Origin of the sequence: Mesorhizobium newzealandense, assembly GCF_042682145.1 — a bacterium.
GTDB classification, from domain to species: Bacteria; Pseudomonadota; Alphaproteobacteria; order Rhizobiales; family Rhizobiaceae; genus Mesorhizobium; species Mesorhizobium newzealandense.
Genome location: NZ_JBHUGZ010000010.1, coordinates 137,372 through 164,122, shown reverse-complemented (window position 1 = coordinate 164,122; position 26,751 = coordinate 137,372). Strand labels below are relative to the sequence as shown.

General features: G+C 65.1%; 20 protein-coding genes and 3 pseudogenes. 14 read left to right on the top strand and 9 right to left on the bottom strand.

What is annotated here, in order from left to right:
• The first annotated feature begins 202 nt into the window (after window positions 1-202).
• Both ACFSOZ_RS15170 and ACFSOZ_RS15165 read left to right on the top strand, forming a co-directional pair.
• On the top strand, window positions 203-1,576 hold the full coding sequence (locus ACFSOZ_RS15170; RefSeq protein WP_379099330.1) for an NfeD family protein: 1,374 nt from the start codon (window positions 203-205) through the stop codon (window positions 1,574-1,576).
• On the top strand, window positions 1,573-2,331 hold the full coding sequence (locus ACFSOZ_RS15165; RefSeq protein WP_379099328.1) for a slipin family protein: 759 nt from the start codon (window positions 1,573-1,575) through the stop codon (window positions 2,329-2,331). The genes ACFSOZ_RS15170 and ACFSOZ_RS15165 overlap by 4 nt, the downstream gene beginning before the upstream one ends.
• 133 nt (window positions 2,332-2,464) lie before the next feature.
• Here the strand turns inward: ACFSOZ_RS15165 and ACFSOZ_RS15160 are convergent, their stop codons facing one another.
• Genes ACFSOZ_RS15160 through ACFSOZ_RS15150 form a run of 3 tightly spaced genes read right to left on the bottom strand, consistent with a single transcriptional unit; the run spans window position 2,465 to window position 6,230 of the window.
• Window positions 2,465-4,774: a xanthine dehydrogenase family protein molybdopterin-binding subunit gene (locus tag ACFSOZ_RS15160; protein WP_379099325.1), complete on the bottom strand. Its 2,310-nt coding sequence runs from the start codon at window positions 4,772-4,774 to the stop codon at window positions 2,465-2,467.
• Window positions 4,771-5,754 (bottom strand): FAD binding domain-containing protein, encoded by a 984-nt coding sequence (locus tag ACFSOZ_RS15155; RefSeq protein WP_379099323.1) that lies wholly within the window; start codon window positions 5,752-5,754, stop codon window positions 4,771-4,773. Before ACFSOZ_RS15155 ends, ACFSOZ_RS15160 begins: the two co-directional genes overlap by 4 nt.
• A complete protein-coding gene (locus ACFSOZ_RS15150) occupies window positions 5,751-6,230 on the bottom strand; it encodes a (2Fe-2S)-binding protein (protein WP_379099320.1) in 480 nt (159 codons plus the stop codon). Before ACFSOZ_RS15150 ends, ACFSOZ_RS15155 begins: the two co-directional genes overlap by 4 nt.
• A 222-nt stretch (window positions 6,231-6,452) precedes the next feature.
• Between ACFSOZ_RS15150 and ACFSOZ_RS15145 the strand changes: the two genes are divergently transcribed.
• The 8 genes and pseudogenes from ACFSOZ_RS15145 to ACFSOZ_RS15110 all read left to right on the top strand — a co-directional run bounded on the left by ACFSOZ_RS15145 (window position 6,453) and on the right by ACFSOZ_RS15110 (window position 14,806).
• Window positions 6,453-7,070 carry a TetR/AcrR family transcriptional regulator gene (locus ACFSOZ_RS15145; RefSeq protein WP_379099317.1) on the top strand — a complete coding sequence of 206 codons (618 nt, stop codon included), beginning with the start codon at window positions 6,453-6,455 and terminating at the stop codon, window positions 7,068-7,070.
• A gap of 151 nt (window positions 7,071-7,221) precedes the next feature.
• Window positions 7,222-7,954, top strand: a pseudogene (locus ACFSOZ_RS15140) (DeoR family transcriptional regulator).
• 276 nt (window positions 7,955-8,230) lie between these two features.
• Window positions 8,231-9,808 (top strand): sugar ABC transporter ATP-binding protein, encoded by a 1,578-nt coding sequence (locus tag ACFSOZ_RS15135; RefSeq protein ID WP_379099315.1) that lies wholly within the window; start codon window positions 8,231-8,233, stop codon window positions 9,806-9,808.
• Window positions 9,805-10,812, top strand: coding sequence for an ABC transporter permease (locus ACFSOZ_RS15130; protein WP_379099312.1), 1,008 nt, complete (start codon window positions 9,805-9,807; stop codon window positions 10,810-10,812). Before ACFSOZ_RS15135 ends, ACFSOZ_RS15130 begins: the two co-directional genes overlap by 4 nt.
• A gap of 80 nt (window positions 10,813-10,892) precedes the next feature.
• Window positions 10,893-12,050 (top strand): substrate-binding domain-containing protein, encoded by a 1,158-nt coding sequence (locus tag ACFSOZ_RS15125; protein WP_379099309.1) that lies wholly within the window; start codon window positions 10,893-10,895, stop codon window positions 12,048-12,050.
• A gap of 305 nt (window positions 12,051-12,355) precedes the next feature.
• Window positions 12,356-13,330 carry a bestrophin family protein gene (locus tag ACFSOZ_RS15120; RefSeq protein ID WP_379099306.1) on the top strand — a complete coding sequence of 325 codons (975 nt, stop codon included), beginning with the start codon at window positions 12,356-12,358 and terminating at the stop codon, window positions 13,328-13,330.
• Window positions 13,331-13,474: 144 nt separating this feature from the next.
• Window positions 13,475-13,949 (top strand): annotated as a pseudogene (locus ACFSOZ_RS15115) (carboxymuconolactone decarboxylase family protein).
• Window positions 13,949-14,806: a sigma-70 family RNA polymerase sigma factor gene (locus ACFSOZ_RS15110; RefSeq protein WP_379099303.1), complete on the top strand. Its 858-nt coding sequence runs from the start codon at window positions 13,949-13,951 to the stop codon at window positions 14,804-14,806. The pseudogene ACFSOZ_RS15115 and the gene ACFSOZ_RS15110 overlap by 1 nt, the downstream one beginning before the upstream one ends.
• 178 nt (window positions 14,807-14,984) lie before the next feature.
• On the opposite strand, the gene ACFSOZ_RS15105 is transcribed toward ACFSOZ_RS15110, so the two are convergent.
• The 4 genes and pseudogenes from ACFSOZ_RS15105 to ACFSOZ_RS15090 all read right to left on the bottom strand — a co-directional run bounded on the left by ACFSOZ_RS15105 (window position 14,985) and on the right by ACFSOZ_RS15090 (window position 17,564).
• Window positions 14,985-15,257, bottom strand: a complete 273-nt coding sequence (locus ACFSOZ_RS15105; protein WP_379099301.1) for a hypothetical protein — start codon at window positions 15,255-15,257, stop codon at window positions 14,985-14,987.
• Between the two features lie 242 nt (window positions 15,258-15,499).
• Window positions 15,500-16,297: pseudogene (locus ACFSOZ_RS15100) on the bottom strand (zinc-dependent alcohol dehydrogenase family protein); the annotation flags it as partial.
• A gap of 116 nt (window positions 16,298-16,413) precedes the next feature.
• Window positions 16,414-16,680, bottom strand: coding sequence for a hypothetical protein (locus ACFSOZ_RS15095; protein ID WP_379099790.1), 267 nt, complete (start codon window positions 16,678-16,680; stop codon window positions 16,414-16,416).
• A gap of 137 nt (window positions 16,681-16,817) precedes the next feature.
• On the bottom strand, window positions 16,818-17,564 hold the full coding sequence (locus ACFSOZ_RS15090) for a DUF899 domain-containing protein (RefSeq protein ID WP_379099299.1): 747 nt from the start codon (window positions 17,562-17,564) through the stop codon (window positions 16,818-16,820).
• A gap of 468 nt (window positions 17,565-18,032) precedes the next feature.
• On the opposite strand from ACFSOZ_RS15090, the gene ACFSOZ_RS15085 reads away from it, so the two are divergent.
• The 3 genes from ACFSOZ_RS15085 (at window position 18,033) to ACFSOZ_RS15075 (ending at window position 20,897) form a co-directional block, all read left to right on the top strand.
• On the top strand, window positions 18,033-19,253 hold the full coding sequence (locus tag ACFSOZ_RS15085; protein ID WP_379099296.1) for a helix-turn-helix domain-containing protein: 1,221 nt from the start codon (window positions 18,033-18,035) through the stop codon (window positions 19,251-19,253).
• Between the two features lie 35 nt (window positions 19,254-19,288).
• A complete protein-coding gene (locus ACFSOZ_RS15080; protein WP_379099293.1) occupies window positions 19,289-19,921 on the top strand; it encodes a Vgb family protein in 633 nt (210 codons plus the stop codon).
• 145 nt (window positions 19,922-20,066) lie between these two features.
• Complete coding sequence (locus ACFSOZ_RS15075; protein ID WP_379099291.1) at window positions 20,067-20,897, top strand: aldo/keto reductase; 831 nt, start codon at window positions 20,067-20,069, stop codon at window positions 20,895-20,897.
• Between the two features lie 46 nt (window positions 20,898-20,943).
• On the opposite strand, the gene ACFSOZ_RS15070 is transcribed toward ACFSOZ_RS15075, so the two are convergent.
• Window positions 20,944-21,249, bottom strand: coding sequence for a hypothetical protein (locus ACFSOZ_RS15070; RefSeq protein WP_056591812.1), 306 nt, complete (start codon window positions 21,247-21,249; stop codon window positions 20,944-20,946).
• Window positions 21,250-21,762: 513 nt separating this feature from the next.
• On the opposite strand from ACFSOZ_RS15070, the gene ACFSOZ_RS15065 reads away from it, so the two are divergent.
• The gene (locus tag ACFSOZ_RS15065) at window positions 21,763-23,268 is read left to right on the top strand and encodes a helicase HerA domain-containing protein (protein ID WP_379099288.1); all 1,506 of its coding nucleotides are present in this window, start codon (window positions 21,763-21,765) and stop codon (window positions 23,266-23,268) included.
• A gap of 25 nt (window positions 23,269-23,293) precedes the next feature.
• On the opposite strand, the gene ACFSOZ_RS15060 is transcribed toward ACFSOZ_RS15065, so the two are convergent.
• The gene (locus tag ACFSOZ_RS15060; protein ID WP_379099285.1) at window positions 23,294-26,668 is read right to left on the bottom strand and encodes an AAA family ATPase; all 3,375 of its coding nucleotides are present in this window, start codon (window positions 26,666-26,668) and stop codon (window positions 23,294-23,296) included.
• Window positions 26,669-26,751 lie beyond the last annotated feature (83 nt).

Genomic DNA, 26,751 nt, shown 5'->3' with positions numbered 1-26,751 from the left:
CCGGCCGGCCTGGCGAGGTCGAGCGCTGCCGGCCTTACGCATGTCTGCGCCTATTTCCTGCTCTTGCGCCCCCTCTGGCCTGCCGGCCATCACCCCCATAGGGGAGATTGCGCGCTCAGCCGCGTTCGCCAATCGCCGACGTGAGCTCCCCTCATGGACTTCGCCAAAATACAACCCATATTGAATCCATGGAGCTTTGAGCGTGACCTTCGCGCGGGTGGCCCTTCTTGCCGCGGCCTTCGTTGCCGCAGCTGTCTTTTCTCCCTTCTCTTCGGCCGGGAGCGAGAGGGTCGCGCTGAGCGTCGCCATTGACGGCGCCATCGGGCCGGCAAGCACCAGGCAGTTCGAGGAAGCGCTTGATGTAGCCGCCACGCGGGGCGCCGAAGTTCTCATCCTTCAGCTCGATACGCCCGGCGGGCTGGTCACCTCCATGCGCGACATGATCGCCGATATCCTCGCTTCACCGGTGCCCGTGATCGGCTATGTCGCGCCGGCCGGTGGCCATGCCGCCAGCGCCGGAACCTATATCCTCTACGCCACCCATGTCGCGGCGATGGCGCCCGGCACCAATCTGGGCGCCGCGACGCCGGTCGAGATGGGCGGCCTGCCGTCGCTTCCCGGCGGCGACAAGGACAAGGGCGACCAGAAGGACGCCACCGGGCGGCCGGCGGGCGACGCGATGATGGCCAAGGTCACCAATGACGCAGTTGCCTTGATCCGCTCGCTCGCCGAACTGCGCGGGCGCAATGGTGACTGGGGCGAGAAGGCCGTGCGCGAAGCGGCGAGCCTTTCGGCCAACGCGGCGCTGCAGGCACATGTCATCGACTTCGTCGCCCACGACACCAGCGAGCTGCTGCAACTGGCCGATGGGCGCACCGTCGACGTGGCAGGCCGGAAAGTGGTTCTGGCGACGAAAGGGCTGCCGGTCGAGACACTGGAACCCGGTTGGTTCATCCGGCTGCTCGCCGTCATCACCGATCCGAACGTCGCCGTCATCCTGATGCTGGTCGGCGTCTATGGCATCATCTTCGAGTTCACCAGCCCCGGCGCAGTGGCGCCCGGCGTCATCGGCGCCATCTGCCTCGTGCTCGGCCTCTTTGCGCTCAATCTCTTGCCGATCAACTATGCCGGCCTTGCCCTGATGCTGCTCGGCATAGCCTTCCTCGTCATCGAGGCGTTCAATCCCACCGTCGTGCTTGGGCTCGGCGGCGTGGCTGCCTTTCTGTTCGGCGCCGCCATGCTGCTGAGAGTCGAGGGGCCGGGCTTTGCCATGTCATGGGCCGTCATCGGTCCCGCCGCCGCGTTGACGCTTGGGCTGGCGCTGCTGACCGGCACCTATCTCTGGGCCGCGCGCAGGAGTCCTCCGCGCGTCGGCGGCGAGGCGATGCGCGGCTTGCCGGCCGAGATCCTCGACTGGCAGGGCGGCGAGGGCCATGTGCTGGCCCAGGGCGAGCGCTGGCGGGCGAAGGCCGACGAACCTGTCGCACCGGGCGACAGCGTCGAGGTGACCGACATCAGCGACCTCGTGCTGACGGTGCGGCGGCGCGACGCCGGAAGGAATGGAGCAAGACAATGATGATTGGTTATGTGGCCTATCTGATCGTTGCGCTGGTCGTGATCATGTTCCTGTCAGCGGCCATCCGTATCCTGAGGGAATATCAGCGCGGCGTGGTCTTCACGCTCGGCCGCTTCACCGGGGTCAAGGGTCCCGGTCTCATCATCCTCGTCCCCTTCATCCAGCAGATGGTGAAGGTCGATCTGCGCGTCGTGGTACAGGACGTGCCGCCGCAGGACGTCATTTCGCGCGACAACGTCTCGGTGAAGGTCAACGCGGTGCTCTATTTCCGTATCGTCGACGCCGAGCGGGCGGTCATCCAGGTCGAGGACTTCATGGCCGCCACCAACCAGCTGGCGCAGACCACGCTGCGTTCGGTGCTCGGCAAGCATGAGCTCGACGAGATGCTGTCCGAGCGCGACAAGCTCAACAGCGATATCCAGGAGATCCTCGACCAGCGCACCGATGCCTGGGGCATCAAGGTCTCCAATGTCGAGATCAAGCATGTCGACCTCAACGAGAACATGATCCGCGCCATCGCCAAGCAGGCCGAAGCCGAGCGGCTGCGGCGCGCCAAGGTGATCAATGCCGAGGGCGAGCAGCAGGCGGCGGCGAAACTGGTTGAGGCGGGCCGGATGCTGGCGGCCGAGCCGCAGGCCATGCAACTGCGCTATTTCGAGGCTTTGCACGACATCGCCGGTGAGCGCTCGTCCACGGTGGTGTTTCCGCTGCCGGTGGATCTGCTCAGCCAGTTCATGAAGCAGCAGGGAAAGTAGGGGAGGAGCGCGTAATCTCCCCCGGTGGGGGAGATCAGCGGCTTCACCGCCGCCAGGGCGGCTGACGCTGAAGATTGGCGAGGAAGGGGTGACGGCGATCTCCCCCGCGAGGGGGAGATCGGCAACTTCACCCCTAAATCAGCTTCTCCAGCGTGATCGGCAGGTCGCGCACCCGTTTTCCCGTGGCGTGGAAGACTGCGTTGGCGATCGCCGGTGCGACGCCGACAATGGCGAGTTCGCCGACGCCCTTGCCACCGAGCACCGAGGAGTGCAGGTCGGGGATGCCGACCGAGATCACCTCGATATCGGGAATGTCGGCATTGGTCGGCACCAGATAGTCGGCGAGGTTGTTGTTGACGATGCGGCCATGGCGGCGGTCCATGATGCCTTCTTCGAGCAGCGCCTGGCCGATGCCCATGATGATGCCGCCCTTCCACTGGCTCTCGGCGAGTTTGGGGTTGTAGAGCCGACCGGAATCCAGCGCCGACACCACGCGGGACACGCGCACCGTGCCAAAATCCTCATCGACGCGCACCTCGATGAAATGCGCGCACCAGCTGTGGCGGGAATAGTCGCCTTCGGTGTGCGGCAGCGCCATGGCGATGGTGGTGTAGTTCTTGTAGCGATCCTGCGCCGTCGAATTGGCCGGCATGGTGTCGCCGGTGGCCTCGATGTGGTCGCGGCCGACGCTCGCCAGCAGTTCGGCGACCGAGAGATCGGGACCGTCGCCGCGCGGCGATGAAATACGGCCGTTGGCGACGACCAGCGTGTTGGCCTGCAGCGCATGGAACGGCGAGCGCGGATCGCTGATCGCCAGCCCGACCAGCTGGTCGAGCGCCGCGGTCGCCGCCTTGTAGACGGCGCCGGTCATCACGCCGGCCAGCCGCGACCCGCCGGCGACGCCGGCGCGGGGGAAGCGGGAGTCGCCCAGCTTGACCACGACATTGTTGGCCGGCACCCCGACCGTCTCGGCGGCGGTCTGCGCCAGGATCGTGTAGGTGCCCTGGCCCATGTCGATCGACGAGCTTTCGACCTCGACCGAGCCATCGGCGAGGATGCGCACGATCGCCTCGCCATAGGCGCGCCGCACCGGATAGGTGCCGGCGGCGACACCCCAGCCGATCAGCTGGTTGCCGTCGCGCATCGAGCGCGGTGCGGGCGTGCGCTTTGCCCAGCCGAAGCGTTCGGCGCCTGCAGCAAAAGCCTCGCGCAACTGCCTGGTCGACCAGGCTTTTTTGGCGTGCGGATCCTGCTCGGCATAATTTCTCAGACGGATCTCGAGCGGATCGATGCCAACCTCGTAGGCGAGTTCGTCGATGGCGCTTTCGATGCCGAAGGCCGAGGGGTTTTCGCCCGGCGCGCGCATGGCGCCCGGCACCACCGAATTGACCCGCACGACATTCTGCTTCGAGGAGAAATTCGGCGTCGCGTACATGATCGAGGTGACCGATCCGAGCGGCTCGACCCACATACCGTCGATTGACGTTTCGTTGATGCCGCGATGCACGATCGACTGGATCTTTCCGTCCGCATCGGCGCCGATCGTCACGGTCTGCCGTGTCGCCGCGCGCCCGCCATAGCCGGTGAAGGTCTGCGGCCGCGTCATCACCAGCCTCACCGGCCGGCTGAGCATCTTTGCCGCACTTGCCGCCACCGCGCCATGGCTGAGCGCCAGTGCCTTGGAACCGAAGCCGCCACCGATATAGGGCGAGACCAGCCGCACATTCTCGAATGGCACGCCGAACCATTCGGCATAGGTGCGGGCCATGCCGTCCAGCCACTGGCTCGGCTCCCACACGGTGAGTTTGTCGTCTTCCCAGCGCGCGATGAGGCCATGCGGCTCCATCGGCGCCTGGTATTCGCGCGGCGTGTTGTAGGCGGCGCAGATCCGGACCGGGGCCGAGGCGAAGGCGCCTTGCGCGTCGCCCCATTCCTTGGTCATGGCATCGATAGGGATGCCGTCGCCGGCCTTGGCGTCGCTGAGGTCGACGATGGCCGGGGTCACCTCATAGCTGACCTTGACCAGTGCCGCCGCAGCAACCGCCTGCTCGAAAGTCTCGGCGACCACGGCGGCGACATGCTGGCCCGAAAAGGTGATGTCGCGCGCCAGCGGGCAATAGGGCGCATCGGGTGGCGTCGTGCCGAACCAGTCCGAGGCGGTCCTCAGGCTGATGATGGTGTCCGGGGTCAACACCTTGAGCACGCCGGGTGCTGTCTCGGCGGCGGTGGTGTCGATCGAGCGCACCTTGCCTGACGCAATCGTGCTTTCGACCAGCACGGCGTAGGCGAGCCCTTCGAGCTGCTGCTCGACGGCATACTTAGCGGCACCGGTGATCTTGGCCGGGCCGTCGACGCGCGACAGCCGGCCGCCAACAGCGTCGGCGCCGCCATCGGACGCGTCACCCCGTTTCGATTCACCAACTCTGATGTTGTGAACGGTCATGCCGTTTCTCCCATTTTAAGGATGGCGCGGGCGACGACGCGCGGCGCCAGTTCGATCTTGTAGTGGTTGGCGCCATGGTCGACGGCGCCTTCGACGGCGAGCAGGCTGGCGGCGCGGACGGCGTCCGGCTCCAGCACCTTGCCTTTCAGCGCCTCCTCCACGGCCCGCGCCCGCCACGGTTTGGTCGCGACGCCGCCGAGCGCCACGCGCAGGTCGCGAATAGTGCGTCCGTCGGCCTCGAATTCGATGCCGACAGCGGCGCTTGCCGCGGCAAACTCGTAGGATTGCCGGTCGCGGATCTTCAGATAGGTCGAACGCCGCGCGGCGGCGGAGACGGGGATCTCGATCGCGGTGATCATCTCGCCCGGTTCGATCGCGTGTTCCCTGTCGGGCGTGGTGCCGGGCAAGAGAAAGAAGTCGTCGACCGGAACCCGGCGCTCGCCGAGATGGACGATCGCGTCGAAAGCGACCAGCGCGGTGGCGAGGTCACCCGGATACATGGCGATGCAGGCTTCGCTGGTGCCGAGCACGGCGTGTCCTTTTGTGACGCCGCCGAGCACCGAACAGCCGCTGCCGGGTTCGCGCTTGTTGCAGGCAGGGAAGTTCGAGGGATCGCGGAAATAGGGGCAGCGCGTGCGCTGCATCAGATTGCCGCCGATGGTCGCCATGTTGCGGATCTGCGCCGAAGCCGCCTGCCACAGCGCCTCGGAGACAGCGGGAAAGCGGCTCTTGATGTCGGCGTGGTCGGCGACGTGGCCCATCTTGGCCAGTGCACCGATCGTGGCGCCGCGCTCGCTCACGTCGATCGTGGCCAGGCCCTTGAGATGGGTGATGTCGACCAGGCTGTCGGGCTCGGCGACGCCGCATTTGGCGAGATCGATCAGTGTGGTGCCGCCGGCGAGCAGCATGGCGCCGGGCAGGGCGGCTGCCTGGCGTGCCGCATCCACCGACGTGGCGCGCAGGTACGAAAAATCCCTCATGATGCGACCTCCAAGGCTGCCTGGCGGACAGCGGCGACGATGTGCGGATAGGCGCCGCAGCGGCAGAGATTGCCGGCCATGTATTCGCGGATTTCGTCGTCGGAGCCGGCATGGCCCTCGCGGATGCAGGCGACCGCCGACATGATCTGGCCGGGCGTGCAATAGCCGCACTGGAAGGCATCCTGCTCGAGGAAGGCAGCCTGCACGGGATGCAGTTCGCCCTCCCGTGCAAGCCCCTCTATGGTGGTGACGGTGCGGCCCTCGACTTGCGCGGCCAGCGTCAGGCAGGCGAGCACGCGCTCACCGTCGACATGCACGGTGCAGGCGCCGCACTGGCCGTGGTCGCAGCCTTTCTTGGTGCCGGTCAGGCCGAGCCGGTCGCGCAAGGCGTCGAGCAGGGTGACACGCGGCTCGAGTTGCAGGGCGTGGCGATGGCCGTTGATGTCGAGATGGACGGGAATTGTCGTTTTGGTCATGGGCGTCTGGCTCCAGTTGCTTGACGCGGATGGGGATGATTTGGTGCCGGGGCAGGTGAGGGCAAGGGCGTCAGAAGATGGCGAGGCGGTTCGAAAGACGTGACATACCGGTTCCCCTTCTTATATGATGAAGGCACTCCACTAAATCGGAGGCGCCTCCGTTTATTACGTGGGGGTTGACCCGGCCGGGTTCAAGCCCCTGACACAACGTGGAGAAAAAAATTGGCCGCCGAGCCGTCCGCCATCGCTGAAGAGGTCGCAGAGACCAAGCCGCTGCGCGCCGACGCGCAGCGCAACCGCGACCGGCTGGTCGAGGTGGCGGCCGCCGTCTTTGCCGAGCGTGGCATCGACGCCTCGCTGGAAGAGATCGCGCGCCGCGCCGGCGTCGGCATCGGTACGCTCTACCGGCATTTCCCGACGCGCGAGCATCTGGTCGAGGTGGTCTACCGGCGCGAGGCGGAGGGGTTGTGCGCGGCGGCCGGCGAACTCGCCGGAAAGCACCCGTCCGATGTCGCGCTGGAGCAGTGGATGCAGCGCTTCGTCGACTATATCGCCACCAAGCGCGGCCTGGCGACCAGCCTGCGCATCCTGCTCACCACCAATTCGACGCTGTTTTCCGACACGTCTGGCCGGGTGTCTCAGGCCTTGCGGCAACTGGTCGAGGCGGCGGTGGCCGACGGCACCATCCGTGGCGACGTCGACGCTTCCGATGTGCTGCACGCGCTGTCCGGCATCTACTCGGCGCCCGACACTCCGGAATGGCGCGACCGCTCGCGCCGGCTGGTGTCGCTGCTGATGGACGGGTTGCGGTTCGGGGCGGGGAAATCCGCCCAGGCCTGAATTCTTCCGCGATCGGTCCCGGGGCAGGCGAAAGCCTTGTCGGCGGGCATCTCCACTGGTCATGGCAGGGCAGATACGCACACCGCCCTTGCAACTGAGTGAGAGCGGTTGTTAAATTCCTCACATTTCAGGCGACCGATAGGCCCAACGCATGACTGCTCGCAAAGCGCAAAGGACGGCCCGGCTGATCCATCTGCTATCGGAACGGCGGGTTATCCATCTGAGCGAAGCGGCAACGCTTCTCGGTGTCTCGGAGATGACGGTGCGGCGCGATATCGCCACCAACCAGGGGCAGATCGCCTTTCTCGGCGGACACATATTGGCGGCGGCCGAGATCGATACCGACGCTCCTTACGAACTGGCGACCGCGGCCGACAGCCATGCGGCGGCGAAGCGCGAAGCCTGCCTTCACGCTGTGCGGAAAATTCTTCCCGACGAAACGATCTTCATCGACTGCGGCACGACGCTGATCCATATGATCGACCTCATTCCCGATGATTATCGAATAACGGCAATATGTTACGCCATGAATGTCGCGGAGCGCCTGACCCGCAAAGCCAATGTAACGATCATCATGCTGGGTGGTGTCTATCATCCCGCTTCGGCGTCTTTCTCGGGCACGCATGATTTCGACATTTTGAAGAGCGTCGGCATCAACGCCGCCTTCCTGTCGGCGGCCGGCGTCGATGCCAAACGCGGCGCCACCTGCGAGCATTTTCACGAGGCCGTGGTGAAGCAGAAGGTGATGGGCCTGGCGCGCGAAAAACTACCTCGTCGTCGACAGCAGCAAGATCGGCAAGCTCAAGCGCGCCTTCTTCTCAGCCATGGACGGTTTTGACGCCGTCATCACCGAACATGGCGAGGCCGGCCCGGATTCATTCTAAGGCGTGTTGATATTCAGGCGATGCCGGCCTGCAAACGATGGTTTCCTGCGCTTCCGGTGCTCACGTACCCTAAAGTACGCTCCGCTCCGGTTCTCGAAAACCAGCGTTTTCGGCTCGGCCTGGCCTGAATCTCAAAACCCCTTACGTGGCAGCCAAGCTTCATTTGACATTTCGCCAACCTGATGGAAAAGTCACAAAAAAAGTAAGAGAAGTCTCAAAAAGACGATCTCGATTTTCCGGGTAGGGGACGCGTCAAGGGAAGGAAATGCAGGCGTCATGATCGAACAGGGTTCGATTTCGCCATCGTCCGAGGTGCCCTTGCTGCGCGTCGAGGGCGTCAGGAAGCGGTTCGGCGGCGTCAACGCGCTGCGCGGCGTCAGTCTCGAAATCCAATCCGGTGAAGTGCACGCCCTGCTCGGTGAAAACGGGGCCGGCAAATCGACGCTCATCAAGATCCTGAGCGGCGTGCATGTGCATGATGGCGGCTCGATCGAGATCGGCGGCAAGCCCGCCTCGTTCGCTTCGCCCGCCCAGTCGCGTGATGCCGGCGTGGCCGTCGTCTACCAGGATCTGAGCCTTGTCGAATCGCTCTCGGTTGCCGACAATCTGATGCTGGGGCGAGAGCCGAAGACCCGCTTCGGCTTCCTGAAAAAACGCCAGCTGGTGGCGCAGGCCGAAGCCTTCCTCAAGTCACAGAACATCCCGCTCGATGCCCGCGCCATGGTCGGGTCACTGCCCTTTGCCTATCGTCAGATGACCGAGATCGCCAAGGCGCTGATGGGCGACGTTCGTCTGCTCATCCTCGACGAGCCGACTTCGGCGCTGACCGACGATGAAGAGAAGATCCTGTTCGAGGCGATCCGTGCGGTCGCTGTGCGGGGTGTCGGGGTGATCTACGTCACGCATCGCCTCAATGAGGTCTTCCGGATTTCGAACCGGGTGACCGTTTTCCGCGACGGGCAGAACGCCGGAACCTTTGTCACGCCGCAGACCAATATGAGGCAATTGGTCGGCGCGATCGTTGGGCCGGATCACGCTGTTCTGAAGGCGGACAGCACGGCTGCCGGGCAAAGCGTGCCGTCATCGGTTTCCCCCGGTTCACTTGAAAAGCCCGTGCTCGAATTGAGGGGCGTCAGCAATGACCGGCTGGACCGGACCAATCTCGAGCTGCGCAGCGGCGAAATCCACGGCCTTGCCGGCCTGATCGGCAGCGGACGCACCGAAATCCTGCAGACGATCTTCGGCCTGCGGCCCGTCCAGTCGGGCGACGCCAGCCTGGACGGCGTCTCGCTTGATGGAGCCGATCCGGCCGCGGCAATACGAAAAGGCATCGCGCTGGTGCCGGAGGACCGGCACGTCCAGGGCCTGGTTCTCGAACATTCGATCGAGCGCAATCTGACACTGCCCCGGTTGCCGTATTTCTCCCGCCTCGGCTGGCTGCAGCGCCGCTCGGCGAGCGAGCACGCCAATGCCGCGATGCACCGGCTGGCCGTCAAGGCGCCAGGCGCATCGACGACGGTGAAGAACCTGTCCGGCGGCAACCAGCAGAAGGTCGTGTTCGGCAAATGGAACGAGCCACGGCCGCGCGTGCTGTTGCTCGACGAGCCGACGGTTGGTGTCGATGTCGGCGCGCGCGAGGAGATTTACGGCGTCATTCGTGCCGCGGCAGTGGCTGGAAGCGGTGTGCTGCTAGTGTCTTCGGATCTTTCCGAACTGCTTCAGCTCTGTGACCGCATCTCGATCGTCGTCGATGGCCACATCACCAAGACGATTGCGAGACAGGAATTCGGCAGCGCCGAGGATCTCCATCACCTCATCCAACTTTCGCAGCCATCGGAAGAGCACGCGGCATGACCGACACCCAAAGCCCGGCAAATGAACCAGTGGCGAAGCGGGCACTTGCCGCCAACCAGCCGGGCGGCCGCTCGGCGCTGCAGCATCTGCTTCAGGGCGAGCGCCCCTACATGCTCTACGTCGCCTTCGCCGTCATGCTGATCGTCTTCAGCCTGGCGTCGCCCTGGTTCCTGTCGATCGACAATTTTCTCAACATCGGCCGTCAGACGACGCTGGTCTCGATCATTGCCGTCGGCATGACGTTCGTCATCATATCGCGCCAGATAGACCTGTCCGTCGCCTCGACGCTGGCGCTTTCAGGCATGAGCGCGTCGCTGGCCATGGCCTTCGTCGCCAACAACTGGGTCGTCGGCGCGCTGGCGGGATTGGGCACAGGGGCCGTGATCGGGCTGATCAACGGCGTGCTGACCACCCGTCTCGAAATCCCGTCCTTCCTGGTCACGCTGGGCACGTTGAGCGGTGCGCGCGGCCTGGCGCTGATGGTCACCAACACCAAGCCGGTCATCATCACCAACGAGCATTATTTCGCCATCTTCGGCGAAGGCTCGGTGCTGGGCATCCCGGCGCCGATCCTGTGGACGCTTGGCGTCACCATCGCCGGCATCCTGCTCTTGCACTACAGCGTCTATGGGCGGCGGGTTTATGCGGCGGGCGGCAACCCGACCGCGGCACTCTATTCCGGCGTCCACATCAAGCAAGTCACCACGCTGGCCTTCGTGCTGACCGGGACGCTCGCCGGGCTGGCATCGCTGATCCTGTCGGCGCGTTCGCACGCGGCGCGGCCCGATGTCGTGCAAGGCATGGAGCTCGACGTCATCGCCTCGGTGATCCTCGGCGGCTGCAGCCTGTTCGGCGGCCGCGGCTTCGTGCTGGGCACGCTGCTCGGCAGCCTGATCATCGGCACGCTCAACAACGGGCTGGTGCTGCTTGGCGTCAGCTCGTCGCTGCAACTCGTCATCAAGGGAGCAATCATCGTCGCCGCGGTCGCGTTCACGAGGAGGTAAGGCGCGCATCCGCGGATATCAGCAGAAAATTGCCGGCTCCAAACGGCAACACAAACGTCAACGATCAACGGAGGAAAGTCATGAAGCACTCGGCACGAATCCACTCGCTTTTCCTAACATTGAGCATCGCCGCCAGCGCGTTCGCGCTGTCGACGACCATAAGCCTGGCACAAACGCCGGACACCTGCGTTACCGGCGTCGACATGGCCACGCTCGGCCCCAAGGGCATTGTCGGTCAGGGTCCGCATGGTGAAAAGGCAGCCTCGCCCGACGAGCTGAAATTGAGCGACGACGAAGCCGCCAAGGTCAAGGCCGGCAAGTTCAAGGTCGGCATTTCCATGCAGACGGTGAACCTCGACTGGTCGCAACTGCAAGTGCAAGGCATCAGCGAAACGCTGGCCAAATATGGCGTGACCGTCACCGGCGTGGCGTCGGCCGAATATCAGGTCGACAAGCAGATCGCCGATATCGAAAATACCATCCAGCAGCATCCCGACGGCATCATTTCCATCCCCGTCGATTTCACCGCGACGGCGCCGACCTACAAGAAGGTGGGCGAGGCCGGCATCAAGCTGGTTTTCATGGACAGCATCCCGGTTGGCCTCGAATCCCCAAAGGATTTTGCCTCGATGATCTCGGCCGACAGCCAGGGCAACGGCCAGATTGCGGCGCAGATCCTTGCCTCCTGCATGCCGAAGGGCGGTACCATCGGACTGGTGAATTTCGGTGTCGACTATTTCAGCACCAACGAGCGCACCAAGGGTGTCAGCGAGTGGATGAAGAAGAACCGGCCCGACATCGTCTTGAAGCAGGTCGACTTCACCGACCCCTCGAAGGTGTCGCAGATCTCCGGCGATTTCCTCACCGGCAATCCCGACGTGAAGGGCCTGTTTGCGGTGTGGGACCAGCCGGCGCTCGACACGCTGTCGTCGATGCGCGCGCAAGGCATCGACATCCCGATCACCACGGTCGATCTCGGACTGCAGTCGGCAATCGAGATCGCCAAGGGCGGGCCACTCAAGGCGACGGGTTCGCAGCGTCCCTATGACCAGGGTGTCGCCGAGGCGCTTGCCATGATGAAGGCGCTTATCGGTGAGCCCACGCCCGCCTGGGTCGGTGTCCAATCCTTGCCGGTGGTGCAGTCCAACGTGCTGGAATCCTTCAAGACCGTCTTCCACAAGGATCCGCCGGCCGAACTGGTCGACGCCTGCAACGGTGCCAAGCCGAAGTGCAATTGAGGTAGGCGAAATGGCCTGGGGCGCGCGAAGATCCTGCGCCCCAGGCTGGTTTTTGAGGTGAGAGCGGACAATCTACCCGGAGCCCGACACAGCCGACGGCTCGCGCTGGCTTGTGTCGCTGGTGGGGTTAAGATTCGGCGATGCCAAGACGAGCTTGGGGCGACTGGGAATCGACCCACAACAGTCGGTTTTATGCCAGGAACGGCCATTCATGATGAGCAAACGGTATGCTAGGCGTGATGACTTGATTTGCTTGTCGTCCACGCTTTCGGGGGCATCCGATGTATGTAGGCCGTTCCTACAAGGTGACGGATTTCGCACTCTGGTCGCGGCGCAGTGTCATCTACATGGTGGTGGTGAGCGCACTGGCCGTGGCGGCCTACCGTCTTCCGGGCATCACCGGGTTCTCGGTGCCATGGTCGGTGGTGCTCGTGCTGGGCACCACCGTGTCACTCGTTGCCGGGTTCAAGAATTCGCAGGTATTCACCCGCAGCAGTGAAGCGCTGCAAGCCTTTGCGCAAATTACAGCCAGCAGCCGGATGTGGTCCAATCTCTGCAGGGACTTCAATGACGTGCCGACAGCAAGGCAACTCATCTACCGCCATCTCGCCTGGTTGACGGCACTGCGGTTTGCGCTGCGGCGGCCGATGCCATGGGAATCCATGGGGCGGGCGGCCAATGTCGAATTCCGGCGGCGTTACCGTATCCAGGAGTATGCGAGCTCGATTGCCGACGAACTGCGACCGCTGTTGGCCGAACAGGCCGACGACGTCCTGAAATCGCCGCATCCGGCGATAACCCTGCTTGAAATGCAATCGGTCCAGGTCAATACGTTGTTCAAGGACGCCAGAATCCCTCCGCAGGTCTATGTCGAACTCACGAAGCTGATCCGCGACTTCCATGATCAGCAGGCGCGCTGCGATCGCATCAAGAACAATCCATATCCGCGGCAATACGCCATCGTCAGCTCCATGTTCGTCATGATCTTTTGCACGCTGTTGCCATTCGGGGTCGTTCCGGTCTTTGCCGACATGGGCAAACTGGGCGGCGCGCTCGGCCCGATCGCGATCTGGCTCACGATCCCGTTCAGCACGCTCCTGGGCTGGGCGTACATGTCTCTCGACCAGGTCGGCGAGAGTAGCGCCAACCCGTTCGAGGGCAATGCCAACGATGTTCCGATCTCACAAATCTGCCGCGACATCGAGATCGAGCTGCGCACCGGGCTTGGGGAGGTTGACCTCCCCAAGCCATTGCCGGCGGTCAATGATATCGCGACCTAGGCAAGCGGGGTCATCCGCGCCCGACACAAGGGGTTGGCGCGACCGCTTGCGCCGGCTGACGACATACATAAAAACCCGGCGTGCATGTCACACCAGCGGATCCTGCCTCGTCATGATGTCGGCACCAACAGAAGGAAGCCAATCATGACCGCAAAACTCGATCTCTTCGCCGCCGCCCCTTCGCTGATGAAGGAATGGCAACGCGCGGCCTTTGCCATTTCCTCGAGCCTCGAGCCCAGCCTGGCCGAGCTTGTGAAGATCCGTGCATCGCAGATCAACGGCTGCGCCAATTGCCTCAACATGCATACGGTGTTTGCGCGCGAGGACGGCGAAATCGAGCAGCGCATCTACCTTTTGTCGGCGTGGCGCGAGGCGCCTTGCTATACCGATCGCGAGCGCGCCGCGCTCGGCTGGACCGAGGCGCTGACGCGGATTTGCGAAGGCCATACGCACGAAAGCGCCTATGACGCCCTGGAGGCCGAGTTCACGCCGGAGGAGCAGGTCAAGCTGACCCTGATGATCAAATGTCATCAATGGCTACAACCGCCTCGCGGTCGGGTTCGGTGGCTGGGCCGATCCGGCGGCGATAAGGTCCGCGGCCAAGGCGGCGGCGGCCTAATGTCGAACGCAGGGTCCGAGCATGCGGCGGCGGGTTTCGACCCGCTGCGTCCGACGCTGATGCGCGTCGCCTACCGCATGCTTGGCTCCGTGGCGGATGCCGAGGATGTCGTGCAGGAGGCCTTCATCCGCTGGATGCGGGCCGACCGCAGCGCGGTGCGTGAGCCCGCGGCATTCCTGCGCCGCACCGTCACGCGGCTTTGTCTCGACCAGCTCAAATCCGCGCGCCGCCAGCGTGAGACCTATGTCGGTCCCTGGCTTCCCGATCCAGTCGTGGAAGAGGACGAAGTGGAAGACGTCACTCTGCCGATGATGCTGGTGCTGGAACGTCTTTCTCCGCTCGAGCGGGCGGCGTTTCTGCTGCACGATGTGTTCGGGCTGGGGTTCGAGGAGGTCGCCGCCGCCATCCAGCGCGAACCCGCTGCCTGCCGCCAGCTCGCCGCCCGCGCGCGCACCCATGTCCGCCAGGCGAGACCGCGTTTCAAGGTGGAAAAGCAACGCGGCCTCGAGCTGGCCGAGGCTTTTTTCGCCGCCTCGCGCAGCGGCGACATGAAGGCGCTTGGCGCCATGCTGACGGCCGATGTCAGCGCCCATGCTGATGGCGGCGGAAAGCGTCCGGCAGCCGCGGAAGTGGTGCTGGGGTTCGATGCCGTCATGCAGCAATATGAGCGTGTTGCGGCCTGGCTTCGGAAGCACGGCTCGACACTTGTCCGCGTTGGTTTCGTCAACGGATTGCCCGGCTTCGTCACGCTGGAAGCCGATGGCGAGCTGCAGACGACCGCACTCGACATCGAGGACGGAAAGATCGCGGCCATCTATGTGATGCGCAACCCCGACAAGCTCAGGCACCTGCATTAGGGTGTATTGATATTCAGGTGATGCCGGCCTGCAAACGGTAGCTTCCTGCGCTTCCGGTGCTCACGTACCCAAAAGTACGCTCCGCTCCGGTCCTCGGAACCCACCGTTTTCGGCTCGGCCTGACCTGAATTCCAATACCCTAGGCTGACCGTCAAACGGAAACCGGCGGGCCAAGCGACTAGCCTTTCGCTTCGACCAGGATCACCAGCGACTCCGGCACCACGCCATCGAAGGCCATCGCGTCGGCGGCTGCCTGGCTCTGCATCATCGCCGCCAGGGCGTCCATGTCCGGAACGTCCATCATCAGAGCCACTTGTTTCGGGTTCTGCGGATCGACGAAAGTGCGGATGTTGGTGATCCCAAGGGAGCCGAAAAGCTCCTTGCGCTTGGGCGAACTGAGCCAGTGCTTGCTGTCTTTCGTGATGTTGTGATGGCCAATGATTGTCGGCATGGCATCCTCCCCAGGTGACGCCAGCGGTCGACATCGCCCGCCTGATGCTGCGATCCACCTGTGCAGCCAGTCAGCGCCGTTTCCTTCGGACTGTCAATTAGCGGTTGCTGATGGATGATCGACGCGTTGGTCGCGGGCAGGGCGCGTCCGGGGCGCTCAAAGTTCGAGGCAGACCTTGCCGAATGCTTTTGCGCTTCGTAGTGCGTGAAGGCGGCGGCAATGTCCTCAAGCGGGAAACGGCGGTCGATGACCGGCTTCAGGCGGTTGACCTCTATCGCCCGGATCATGTCTTCCTGGTCCGCCCTGCTGCCAATCGAGATGCCGCTGATGCGGATCTGGTTGGAAAACAGGGCAGGGATCGACACTTCCGCCGCGAAACCGGTGAGGACGCCGATCAGGGCGATGTGGCCGCCCGTCCGGCATGCGGCTAGAGACTGCGCCAGCGTGGCGGGTCCGCCGACCTCGATCACGTGATCGACGCCGCGTCCGTCGGTCAAATCCCTGGCCTTGCGGCCCCAGTCCGGCACGGCCTTGTAGTTGATGACGGCGTCGGCCCCGAGGCTTCGCAGCTTTTCCAGCTTCCGGTCGACGGAAGACGTGGCGATGACCCGGGCGCCGGCGGCTTTGGCGAATTGCAGCGCAAACAGCGATACGCTGCCCGTGCCGAGCACCAGCACCGTGTCGCCGGGCTTGACCTTGCCGCACACAACCAGGCCGCGCCAGGCGGTGACGCCCGTACAGGTGAGCGTTGCCGCCTCGACATGCGTATAGCCCACCGGGGCCTTGGTGAAGGCGTGCGCCGGCATGCAGACATACTCGCTGGCGAAGCCGTCAAAACTTTCTCCCGGTATGTCGCGCTGGGTGGCCGGCGTCATCTCACCACCCAGCCACCAGGGGTAGAAGGTGCTGACGACGCTGTCTCCGGCCTTGAACGCATCGACATCGTTGCCGAGCGCAATCACTTCGCCCGCGCCGTCGGACAGCGGAACGCGGCCATCTGCGAACGGGACCTTGCCCTGCACCGCGAAATCGTCACGCATGTTCAGCGAGCAGGCGCGGATCCTGACCAGCACCTCACCCGGCTTTGGCTGGGGATGGTCTTCCTCGACCAGTTCGAGATTGTCCAGGCCTCCCGGCGCTCTCAGCCTGACCAGCCTCATTGTTGGCGGGCCCGCCGGCCGGACATCACCCTCAGCCAGGGCGCCAGGTGGACGGCGCTCATCATCAGATACATCGCCGGCATGCCGGTGAGGGGCGAGGCGCTGGCGCCCATGCACAGCGCGGAGGACTCGCCCTGAATGCAGGTGAACAGTGCCATCAATGCAAAGGTCGGCGCCGCGGCGAGACACAGCCAGTCGGCGATGCCAAGAGAGACCATGTTTTCAGGAGTCTCACTGCCGGTGCCAGAATGGATATCGCTCATGGTCTTTTCCTTGATGGTCATGGCGGAACCGAGACCAGGACTTGGGTTCCTCTCCCCCGCCAAAGGCCGGGGAGAGGTGGCCGCGAAGCGGCCGGAGTGGGATAGCGTGCGCGACCCTTCCCAACAGGTTCTTGCTTCTAGGCCTTGTCCCGGAACGCCGCCTCGCCGGCAGCCGACACTTCGGCCCATTTCTGGTCGGGCGCGGCCTCGTAATTGTCGTGCCAGTTCCACCAGCTGTAGAGCGGCGTCTGCGGATAGCCTTCGGGCGAGTCCTCCCAGATCTCCTGGCGGCCGAGCGGCGTCGCGTCGAGGTAGCTCCAGACAGTGCCCATCGCCTCGTCGCCGCGGCTGTTGATGAAATAGGTGCGGAAGATGCGATCGCCGTCATGGATGAACACGTTGTGGCCGTGCCATTCGTCGACGCCGAAATCTTTGTCGAAGCTGTCTGTGATGGTGTACCAGGGCATCTCCCAGCCCATCCGCTTCTTCAGCCGCGCGATGTCGGCCTGCGGTGCGCGCGAGGCGTAGGCAAGCGTGGTGTTGCGGGCGTTGAGATGGGCGAGGTGGCCGACCTGGTCGGCGCCGAGCGAACAGCCGCGGCAGGCGTGATCGGGCCAGCCATGAACCCCCGGTTCGAAGAAGGCGCGGTAAACGATCAGCTGGCGGCGGCCTTCGAACAGATCGAGCAGGCTCGCCTTGCCATTCGGCCCTTCGAACACATAGGCCTTGTCCACTTCCATCCATGGCATCCGCCGGCGCTCGGCGGCCAATGCGTCCTTGGCGCGCAGCGTCGCCTTCTCCTTCACCAGCAGCTCTTCGCGCGCGGCCTCCCAGGCCTGCTGCGAAACGACTGGCGGGGTCTTCATTGCGGTGTGCTTGGTCATTGGTCGTCTCCTTTGTCAGTCTGTCGCCGCGCCGTGGCGGCGTGTGGTTGGCTGCGGATCGTGCGGTAGAATAGGGCGGTGACGTGCTGCGGCGGGAGTTACAAGTGTGACGGGATTTGATTGGGCAGGCCCTCCGCAGCAGGGGTGGCGCCCGGCGCGCTCGACCGTGTCGTTCGTCGCGACGAGAGGCAGGTCTTCGAAGTCAGGCATTGTCAGTTGTTCATTTTAAGATGCTTAATATTGATAACTGAGATGCTCAGGCTAGCGAATGCCGACATGGGCGTCAACGGCGGCCTCGTCGCCTTCAGCCAGCCAGATGGCTAGATCCCTGTCATCGCTGTTCTCCCTTGGCGTTCCGCTCGTTGCCGTTTCTGCTTGCTGGGCGATACGGCTTGCGGGTCGGCGTTGGTGACTTAAGTTAGGGAGTGCAGCGCAGGGAGTGGGAGTTACAAGTGTGACGGGATTTGAATGGACTCGCTGATCACGGCGGCAGGGTTGGCGCTGGCGGCGGGCGATCCGCTCGGCGCGCTGGACCGTGTCGCCTTGCGCGACGACGCGCCGGCGCTGGCGCTGCGCGGCATCGCGATGGCGCAACTCGGCGACCTCGACCGCGCCAAGGCGCTGCTGCGGCGGGCCGCGCGCGCCTTCGGCCCGAAAGAGGCGGTGGCGCGCGCCAGATGTGTTGTCGCCGAGGCCGAGATCGCGCTGGTCTCGCGTGACCTCGGCTGGCCGGCCAAGGCGCTTGATGCGGCACGGGCGACGCTGGAAAAGCATGGCGACCGGCTGAACGCGGCGCATGCCGGCCATCTCAAGGTGCGGCGCCTGCTGCTGATCGGGCGCCTCGACGAGGCCGAGGAGGTGCTGGCCGGGCTCGACCCGGCGCCGCTTCCGCCGGCCTCGAGAGCGGCGCACGAACTGGCCGTCGCCGGCATCGCGATGCGGCGCCTCAAGACGAGAGCCGCGCGCACGGCGTTGGAGTGGGCCCGCCACGCCGCCCGCCGGTCGGGCATTCCGGGGCTGATGGCCGAGGTCGACAATGCCTTCCTGGCGTTGGACGCGCCGGCGGCGCGGCTGATCGCGCAGGGCCAGCAGCGCCCCTTGCGGCTCGAGGAGGTCGAGGCGCTGCAGGCGTCGCCGGCGTTGGTCGTCGATGCCTTGCGCAATCTCGTGCGCCAGCAGGAAATCATGGTCTCGCTGGCAACGCGACCGGTGCTGTTTGCGCTGGCGCGTACGCTCGCCGAAGCGTGGCCTGGCGATGTGTCGCGGGCGACGCTTATCGCACGGGCTTTTGGCGGCAGGCACGCCGATGAATCGCACCGCGCCAGGCTGCGGGTCGAGATCGGCCGGTTGCGCGCCGAACTGCGGACGCTGGCCGACATCGGCGCGACGAGCCAAGGCTTCGCGCTGGCGCCGCGGCACGCGCGCGAGGTGGTGGTGCTGGCGCGGCCGATCGAGGAGCGGCACGCGGCGGTGCTGGCCTTCCTTGCCGATGGGGAATCCTGGGCGAGCTCGGCGTTGGCGCTGGCGCTTGGCACCGGCCAGCGCAGCGTGCAGCGGGCGCTGGAGCAGCTCGGCGAGGCCGGCAAGGTGCAGTCGTTCGGGCACGGCCGGGCGCGCCGCTGGATGACGCCGCCGGTGGCGGGATTCACGACCACCTTGTTACTCCCGGCACCGCTGCCGAACGGCTAGGAAGGTATGCCGGATCATCTTGGTGAGGATAGGACATGAAACATTCAGCGGCCGAAATCCTGCGCGAATACGGACCCTTTGCGGGTGTGAACACCGTGCACGGGGTGAGCTTCGACGGGCAGAATGTCTGGTTTGCCTCGGGCGAGAAGCTGAACGCCTTCGATCCGGAAAACGGGCAGGCGCTGCGCTCGATCGATGTCGCCGCGCACGCCGGCACCGCCTATGACGGCCAGCATTTCTTTCAACTCGCCAATGACCGCATCCAGAAGATCGACCCGGATACCGGTCAGGTTCTGGCGACCATTCCGGCGCCCGGCGGCGGCCGCGACTCAGGGCTGACCTGGGCCGAAGGGACGCTCTGGGTGGGGCAGTACCGCGAGCGCAGGATACACCAGATCGACCCCGAGACCGGGGCAATCCTGCGCACCATCGAATCCAACCGCTTCGTCACCGGGGTGACGTGGGTCGACGGCGAGCTGTGGCACGCCACCTGGGAAGGCGAGCAGAGCGACCTGCGCCGCGTCGACCCGCAGACCGGGAAGGTTCTGGAGAAGCTCGACATGCCGGCCGGCATGGGCGTCTCGGGGCTGGAATCCGATGGCGGCGACCGCCTCTTCTGCGGCAGCGTATCCGCCGGGGTGGTGCGGGCGGTGCGGCGTCCCCGGTAAGGCCGCTGCCTCGAACCATTGACAGCGAGGCGGTCCGAAATCCCCACGCAATTTGTCCGGTCGCGACTGGCCGTTGCCGCCTGTCGAACCTAGATAGGGCGTGCACCGGGCGGACCGCCTGGACCAGCTTTGCAAAGGATCCGACATGCATGAACAGCTACCATTGAACGACGGCGCCGCCATTCCCCAGCTCGGCCTTGGCGTGTGGCAGGTCGATCAGGACATCACCGCTGATGTGGTGGGCTGGGGGATCGAGGCCGGCTACCGTCTGATCGACACTGCCGAGGGCTATCGGAACGAGGAAGGCGTCGGAGAGGCGATCCGCGCCGCCGGCGTGCCGCGAGGCGAGCTGTTCATCACCTCCAAGCTGCGCAACGGCGCACACCAGCGCGACGCGGCCCTCAAGGCCTTCGACGAGACGATGGAGAAGCTCGGCATCGAACAGATCGACCTGTTCCTGATCCACTGGCCTGTGCCCGGCAAGGACAGATATGTCGAGGCGTGGAAGACGCTGGTCGAGCTCAGGCAGGCCGGCCGGATCAAGTCGATCGGCGTTTCGAATTTCAACCAGGATCATCTGGAGCGGATCATCGCAGAGACCGGCGTGACGCCCGTCGTCAACCAGATCGAGCTGCATCCCCAGTTCCAGCAGCGCGGCATCAGGGACTTTCATGCCAGGCGCGACATCCGCATCGAAAGCTGGAGCCCGCTGGGTAGCGGCCGGCTGCTGAGCGACCCGACCATCGGGGGTATCGCCAGGAAGCATGGCAAGTCCGCGGCGCAGACGATCATCCGCTGGCACCTTCAGGAAGGGCTGATCGTCATTCCAAAGTCGATCCGCAGGGATCGCATCGCCGCCAATTTCGATGTCTTCGATTTCGAGCTGGACGCGCAGGACCTGCAGACGATCAGCGGTATGGATTCGTCCGCCGGCCGCACCGGCCCGAACCCCGCCACGGCTGCGTTTTTGTTCTGAGCGGACAAGCCCCCTTCTCCCCCAAGGGGAGAAGGGAAACCCACCCTCAAATCCCCGAGCCGTCCAGCTGCTGGGCGTCCTCGCCTTCCCAGGGCGCCGGCATGGAGGCGCGGCTGAGATTGGCTGTCGGCAGCGGCATCCAGCATTTCAGTTCCGGTTCGGCGTATTCGACGACGCGCCCAGGCGAGGAGTCCGACGCGCGCCAGCCTTCGCTGGCGAACTGGTCGGCGCGCGACCAATAGGCGAGGTCGACTTCCGCCGGCCCCTGTTCGGACGGGCGAACCGTGACAAGGATGCGGCTGCCATCCCTCGGCGCCGTCGACATGTGGCGCCACCGTTCGGGCTCGTCCATCGCAATTCCTCCTCGCAACTCTAATGCATGTTGCTCAAAAGTGGCCCCGGTTTTGGGGCAACGACATGCATAAAACAAAGATCTAAAGCGCGTCGCCTGAATCCGTTTCAATGCGACGCGCTTTAGCGTCCGGGAAGTGTCGCCTTGCCGTCAGGGGCGGTCAACCCAAAGTTTGCGCCAGCGGGCGAGTCCTGACGATGTCAGAACCCGGCGGGGTGAGCCGAAGTTGGCGACCGACATATACTTAGAGAGGGAACTTGAAAACGTCGGTCGCCAAGGGGGGCGGTTGGGACGCACCACGTTGGGGACGCGATGCAAGGTCAGGCTACGCGTATGCAGGACGTCTTCAATCGGAACGCCGGCACATGGTGAACGACTGGTTACTATCCACAGGGTTCGCCTGTCCGGAGACGCTCCCACAGCTGTGCGCAACGCGCAGCGGCCGGCCATCGGTGCTCGACGGGCTGTGATCCGGTTGATAAGTCCGTCTGCGAAGGAGCGCCTGAGTCGACCATGACCGTTGCGATCGAGATGGGACACACGACCGCAGGCGCCCCGGCGACGCTGGACCTCGAGGAGCTGCTGGCGACCCGCTTGCTGGTGCAGGGCAATTCGGGCTCCGGCAAGTCGCATCTGCTGCGGCGCCTGCTGGAGCAGAGTTCCCCCTGGGTGCAGCAGACCATCATCGACCCCGAAGGCGACTTCGTCTCGCTGGGTGACCGTTTCGGCCACCTGGTGATCGATGCCGAGGAGCATACCGAACGCGGCCTGCAGAGCGCCGGCGAGCGGGCGCGCATCCACCGCGTCTCCACCGTGCTCAATTTGGAAGGGCTCGACGCCGAGAACCAGATGCGGCGCGCCGCCGCCTTCCTCGGCGGGCTGTTCGAGGTTGCCCGCGACCACTGGTACCCGATGCTGGTGGTGGTGGACGAGGCGCAGCTGTTCGCGCCGGCGGTGGCCGGCGAGGTTTCCGACGAGGCGCGAAAACTCTCGCTCGGCGCCATGACCAATTTGATGTGCCGTGGCCGCAAGCGCGGGCTTGCCGGCATCATCGCCACCCAGCGGCTGGCCAAGCTCGCCAAGAACGTCGCCGCCGAGGCGTCCAATTTCCTCATGGGCCGCACCTTCCTCGATATCGACATGGCGCGCGCCGCCGACCTTTTGGGCATGGAACGGCGGCAGGCGGAGGCGTTTCGCGACCTGGAGCGCGGCCAGTTCATGGCGCTCGGCCCGGCGCTGTCGCGCCGTCCGCTCGGCCTGCGCATCGGCCCGACCGATACAAGTCCACGCAACGGCACGCCGCGGCTGATGCCGCTGCCGGAATCAGCGCTCGAGGACGCCCGCGCCATCATCCTGGCGGCGCCGCCGCCCGAGACGGCGCGCGCGCCGCGCCGGACGGCGTCGCCGGACCTGCTCGACCAGCTGATGGCGGCGAAGTCGGCGGCGCTGGAAATCCGCCCCGAACCGGTGGAGCCGCAAATCAGCGCCGAGGATCTGGCCGAGCGCCGCGAGCGCGTCGACCGTGTGCTGCGCGCCATTCTCGCCCAACCTGACGCGGGCTTCCGTGTCATCGGCGTGCTCTATCAGGAGTTCGTGGTGCGTTGCCGCATCGAGGGCCTCGCTTCGGTCGTGCCGGATCTGCCGGAGTTCCGCCGCATGCTGACGCGCGCCCGCGCCGGGCTCGGCTCCGACATGGCGGCAGGCGATGATGCCTGGCAGGATGTCTCGGTGCGCGCCTCGCTGCTACCCGACGACATGCAAGGCGTGTTCATGATGATCGCCCGCGCGGCGAAGGAGGGCTGGCCATGCCCGAGCGACGCCGCGATCGCCCGCGCCTATGGCTCCCACTCGCTGCGCCGCGCCCGGCGCCTGCTGGCCTATATCGAGGAGCAGGGGCTCATCGTTTGCCAGCTCGACGGGACAGGCCGGCGCACCGTGACGCTGGTCGAACTCGCCTGGGCGACCGCACCGGGCGATCCCAATGCCGAGGAGGCGGAGCAGGGGCGTCTGGCGGTGTGACATTGCATGGCTAGCATGTGCATCATCATGCCCCCAGCTTGTCGAGCAAGGTCTTAGCTTCTTTCAAATCGGGCGTGTCGAAACCCTCGGTGAACCAGCCGTAGGTCGGCGCGAGCAGGTCGTGCGCCTCGGCGCGCTTGCCCTGTTCGGCCAAAAGGCGCGCAAGCGATGTGGCGGCGCGGAGCTCCCAGGATTTGGCACCTTGCTCACGAGACCGTTCGATCGCTTGGCGGAACGAGATTTCAGCCTCGTGGCAATCGCTTGGTTCCGCGGCAGCCCATACGGCACCTCGGAGCCGCAGCAATTCGGCATCGCACCACTGCTCGCGGGTCCGGTTCACCTGGTCGAGAGCCCGATCGATCAGGCGCACGCCGTCCGACGCGCGATTGACACTCCCGAGCAGCTCCCCGAGGAATCCCATCGTATACGCCTGCGTCACTTGCGTTCCGACGGCCTGCATTCGGGCCAGGCTATCCTCAATTTGGGCGATTGCTCGCTCCTTCTGGCCCTGCTTCGCCAAGAGCCATCCCTTCTGCTGGGCGGCCATGGCAGCCCAGAAGGGATAGGCCTGCTCGGTCGCGAACGTGAGCGCACGGTCGATCCGCTCCTCGGCTTCGGCCACCTCGCGTCGGAATAGTCGAAGCCACGCTGCCCATATCAGCACGTAAGCGCGGCTGAAGGGGTGCGCGAGTCGCTCGGCCAAGACGAGGGCGTCTTCCATCCGGGTCAGCGCCTGGTCGGGGTAGCCGAGGTGCCAAAGCACCGCTGACCCGCGACATAGGCAAATCGGCCCGGGATCCTGGCCGTAGAGCGCGAGATGAGCTCGATGTTGCTGTGGGCGATACGCCTCGGAGGCCAGCTCCAAATGTTTCCGTGCCTCCCTGAAGTCGCCGCGCCAAGAAAAGCTGATCCCCCGAGCATAATGGGCTTCGACCACCCACACGGGATCGTTGCTGTGCAGGGCAAGGTCGAGAAGCCGTCCGCTCAGCTCGTGCGCCGACCTGAGTTCGGCGCGCGTGGCCGAGTAGATGGCCAGGCCGAGCAGAACCGGGAAGACATCCGCATCTTCTGGCATCACCTCGCAAAGGCGGCGCGCGCGAGAATATACCCGCTCGACCTCGGCATTTGCGTAGCCATTCTTGGCGGTGAGCACGCGGCCCAGCACCGTTAGTGCTGCGAGCTCGCGCCGCTGGCGCTCCGGGCCCGCAGGGAGCGTTTCGATTAAGTTCAGCGCTTTCTGCAGATGGCTCTGGGCCTCATCGTTGGCCGAACGGTCGTTGGCGCTCTCTCCCGCGCGCTGCCAATAGCTGATGGCCTGAAGAAAGAGGCCGGCAGCCGTATAGTGCTGAGCCACGATCTCGGGCTCGTGTTCGACGACCTCGCCGAAATGCTGCTCGAGCGCGTGGGCGATCCGGGTGTGCAGCTGCTGGCGGCGACTGCGCAGCAAGGTGGCATAAGCGGCATCTCCCACCAATGCGTGCTTGAAGATGCACGTCGCGTGTGGCGGCCGACCGCGAGCGATCACGAGTTCGGCGCTGATGAGTTGGTCGAGGGCGCCCTGCAATTCCCGTTCCTCGCGCTGCGCGACCGCCGCCAGCAGCTCATAGGAGAATTCGCGGCCGATGGCGGCGCCAATCTGCGCGACCTCCCGCGCTGGCGTCATTAGCCGATCGAGCCGCGCCAGCAGAGAATCCTGCAGGGTTGCAGGGATCGCCAACGGTGGCAGCGGGCCCGAGAGTGCGTAGCGGTCGCCTTCATCGGTCAGCACGTCAGATTCAATTACGGCCTTGGTCACCTCCTCGAGGAACAGGGGCACGCCGTCTGTCCTGGCCACCATCTGTTCGAGCAACCCGCGCGGCAGCGCCTTGCCCCCGGTCAACCGCTCCACCAGGGCCGCGCCCTGCCGGCGACTCAAGCGGTTCAGCGTGAGCGAGGTGACCCGCGGGTGGCCGATCCACCGCGGCTCGAACTCAGGGCGGAAACTGAAGATCGCCAATACTGCAAGGCGGGGGATCTGCTGGACCAATCGGTCGAGAAGCTCTAGCGAAGTTGGATCAATCCAGTGGATATCCTCGAAAACCATCAGCACGGGCTGGCGGGCCGCTAAGCCAATAAGCTGCCGGGCCAGAGCCTCGAGGGTCAGCTCCTTCTGGCGCCGAGGGCTGAGGTTCAGGGGTGCGTAGCGGCTGCCTGCCGGGAGCGAAAGGAGCGCCGACAACAAAGGGGCGACGTCACGGACCTTGTCTGTGGACCGTGCCAAGAGACGCTCCAGCTTGTCGAGTTTTACGCTCGGCGAATCGTCTGGATGGAGGCCAGCCGCGCGGGTGAGCTGGACAATCGACGGGCGAAGGGCGCTATTTGCGTGGAACGGCGAGCACTGGCAGCGGATGCGGATGTGCGGCCGGTCCCGCAGGCGCTCGCGGAGCGCCTGAATCAGGTGCGACTTGCCGATGCCGGGCTCGCCGGAGAGCAGGACCACCTGCCCCTCGCCGGACGCGGCCTTGCTCCAGAGCTCCGCGAGCAGAGCAAACTCGTGCTCGCGCCCAACTGTGGGGGCGAGGCCGCTCGTCGCGCGCGCTTCGAACCGAGTCACGGCGGCACTCTCGCGAAGCACGCGCCATGCGCGGATCGGGGCGTCGAACCCTTTCAGGTCGTGCAGGCCCAGGTCGGCGAGGTCGAACAGCCCGCCGAGCAGTCGGCGCGTCGCGAGCGGGATCACGATCTGGCCAGGCGCCGCCAATGCTTGCAACCGCGCCGCCAGGTTCGGCGACTCGCCGACCACCGCTTCCTCCTGCGCCGCTCCTTCGCCGATGAGATCGCCCACCACCACCAGCCCCGTTGCGATGCCGACACGTACCGCAAGCGCCGCTTGTGCCGGGGTCGCGAGCCTTGCGATCGAATCAACGACCGCCAGCCCCGCGCGCACGGCTCGCTCTGCGTCGTCCTCATGCGCCTTCGGATAGCCAAAATACACCAGCACGCCGTCGCCCATGTATTTAGCCACAAACCCGCCAAAGCGACGCACGGCCTCGGCAACGCACGTCTGATAGGCTGCAATCACCTCACGCAAATCTTCAGGGTCCATTCGCGCGGAGAGTGCTGTCGAGCCGACAAGGTCCGAGAACATCACGGTGACCTGGCGGCGCTCTGCGGTGTCCTTCGCGGCGTTGTCGATTGCCAGAGGCGCATCGGACAACAGCGGTGTTGGTGCGCTTGCTTGAGCGCGTAAGGCTGCGATGGCGTCGAGCAGCTTACGACGATGTCCGACAAATCCGACGCCAAGATCCTTCAAGTCCTCGGCCGTCAACCTCGGCAGGACCGTGTCGTCAATTTTATTCTCGCGGAAGGAGGCCTCATACTGTTCGAGGCCAAGCCTCCGCAGCCAACCTCCGACGTCCATGGCGGCGCCCCTGGCTTGCCTACCCACGCATGATCCACCAGGGGAGACGGCCTGTCTAGGACCGGGTTTTGAATGACCGGTTC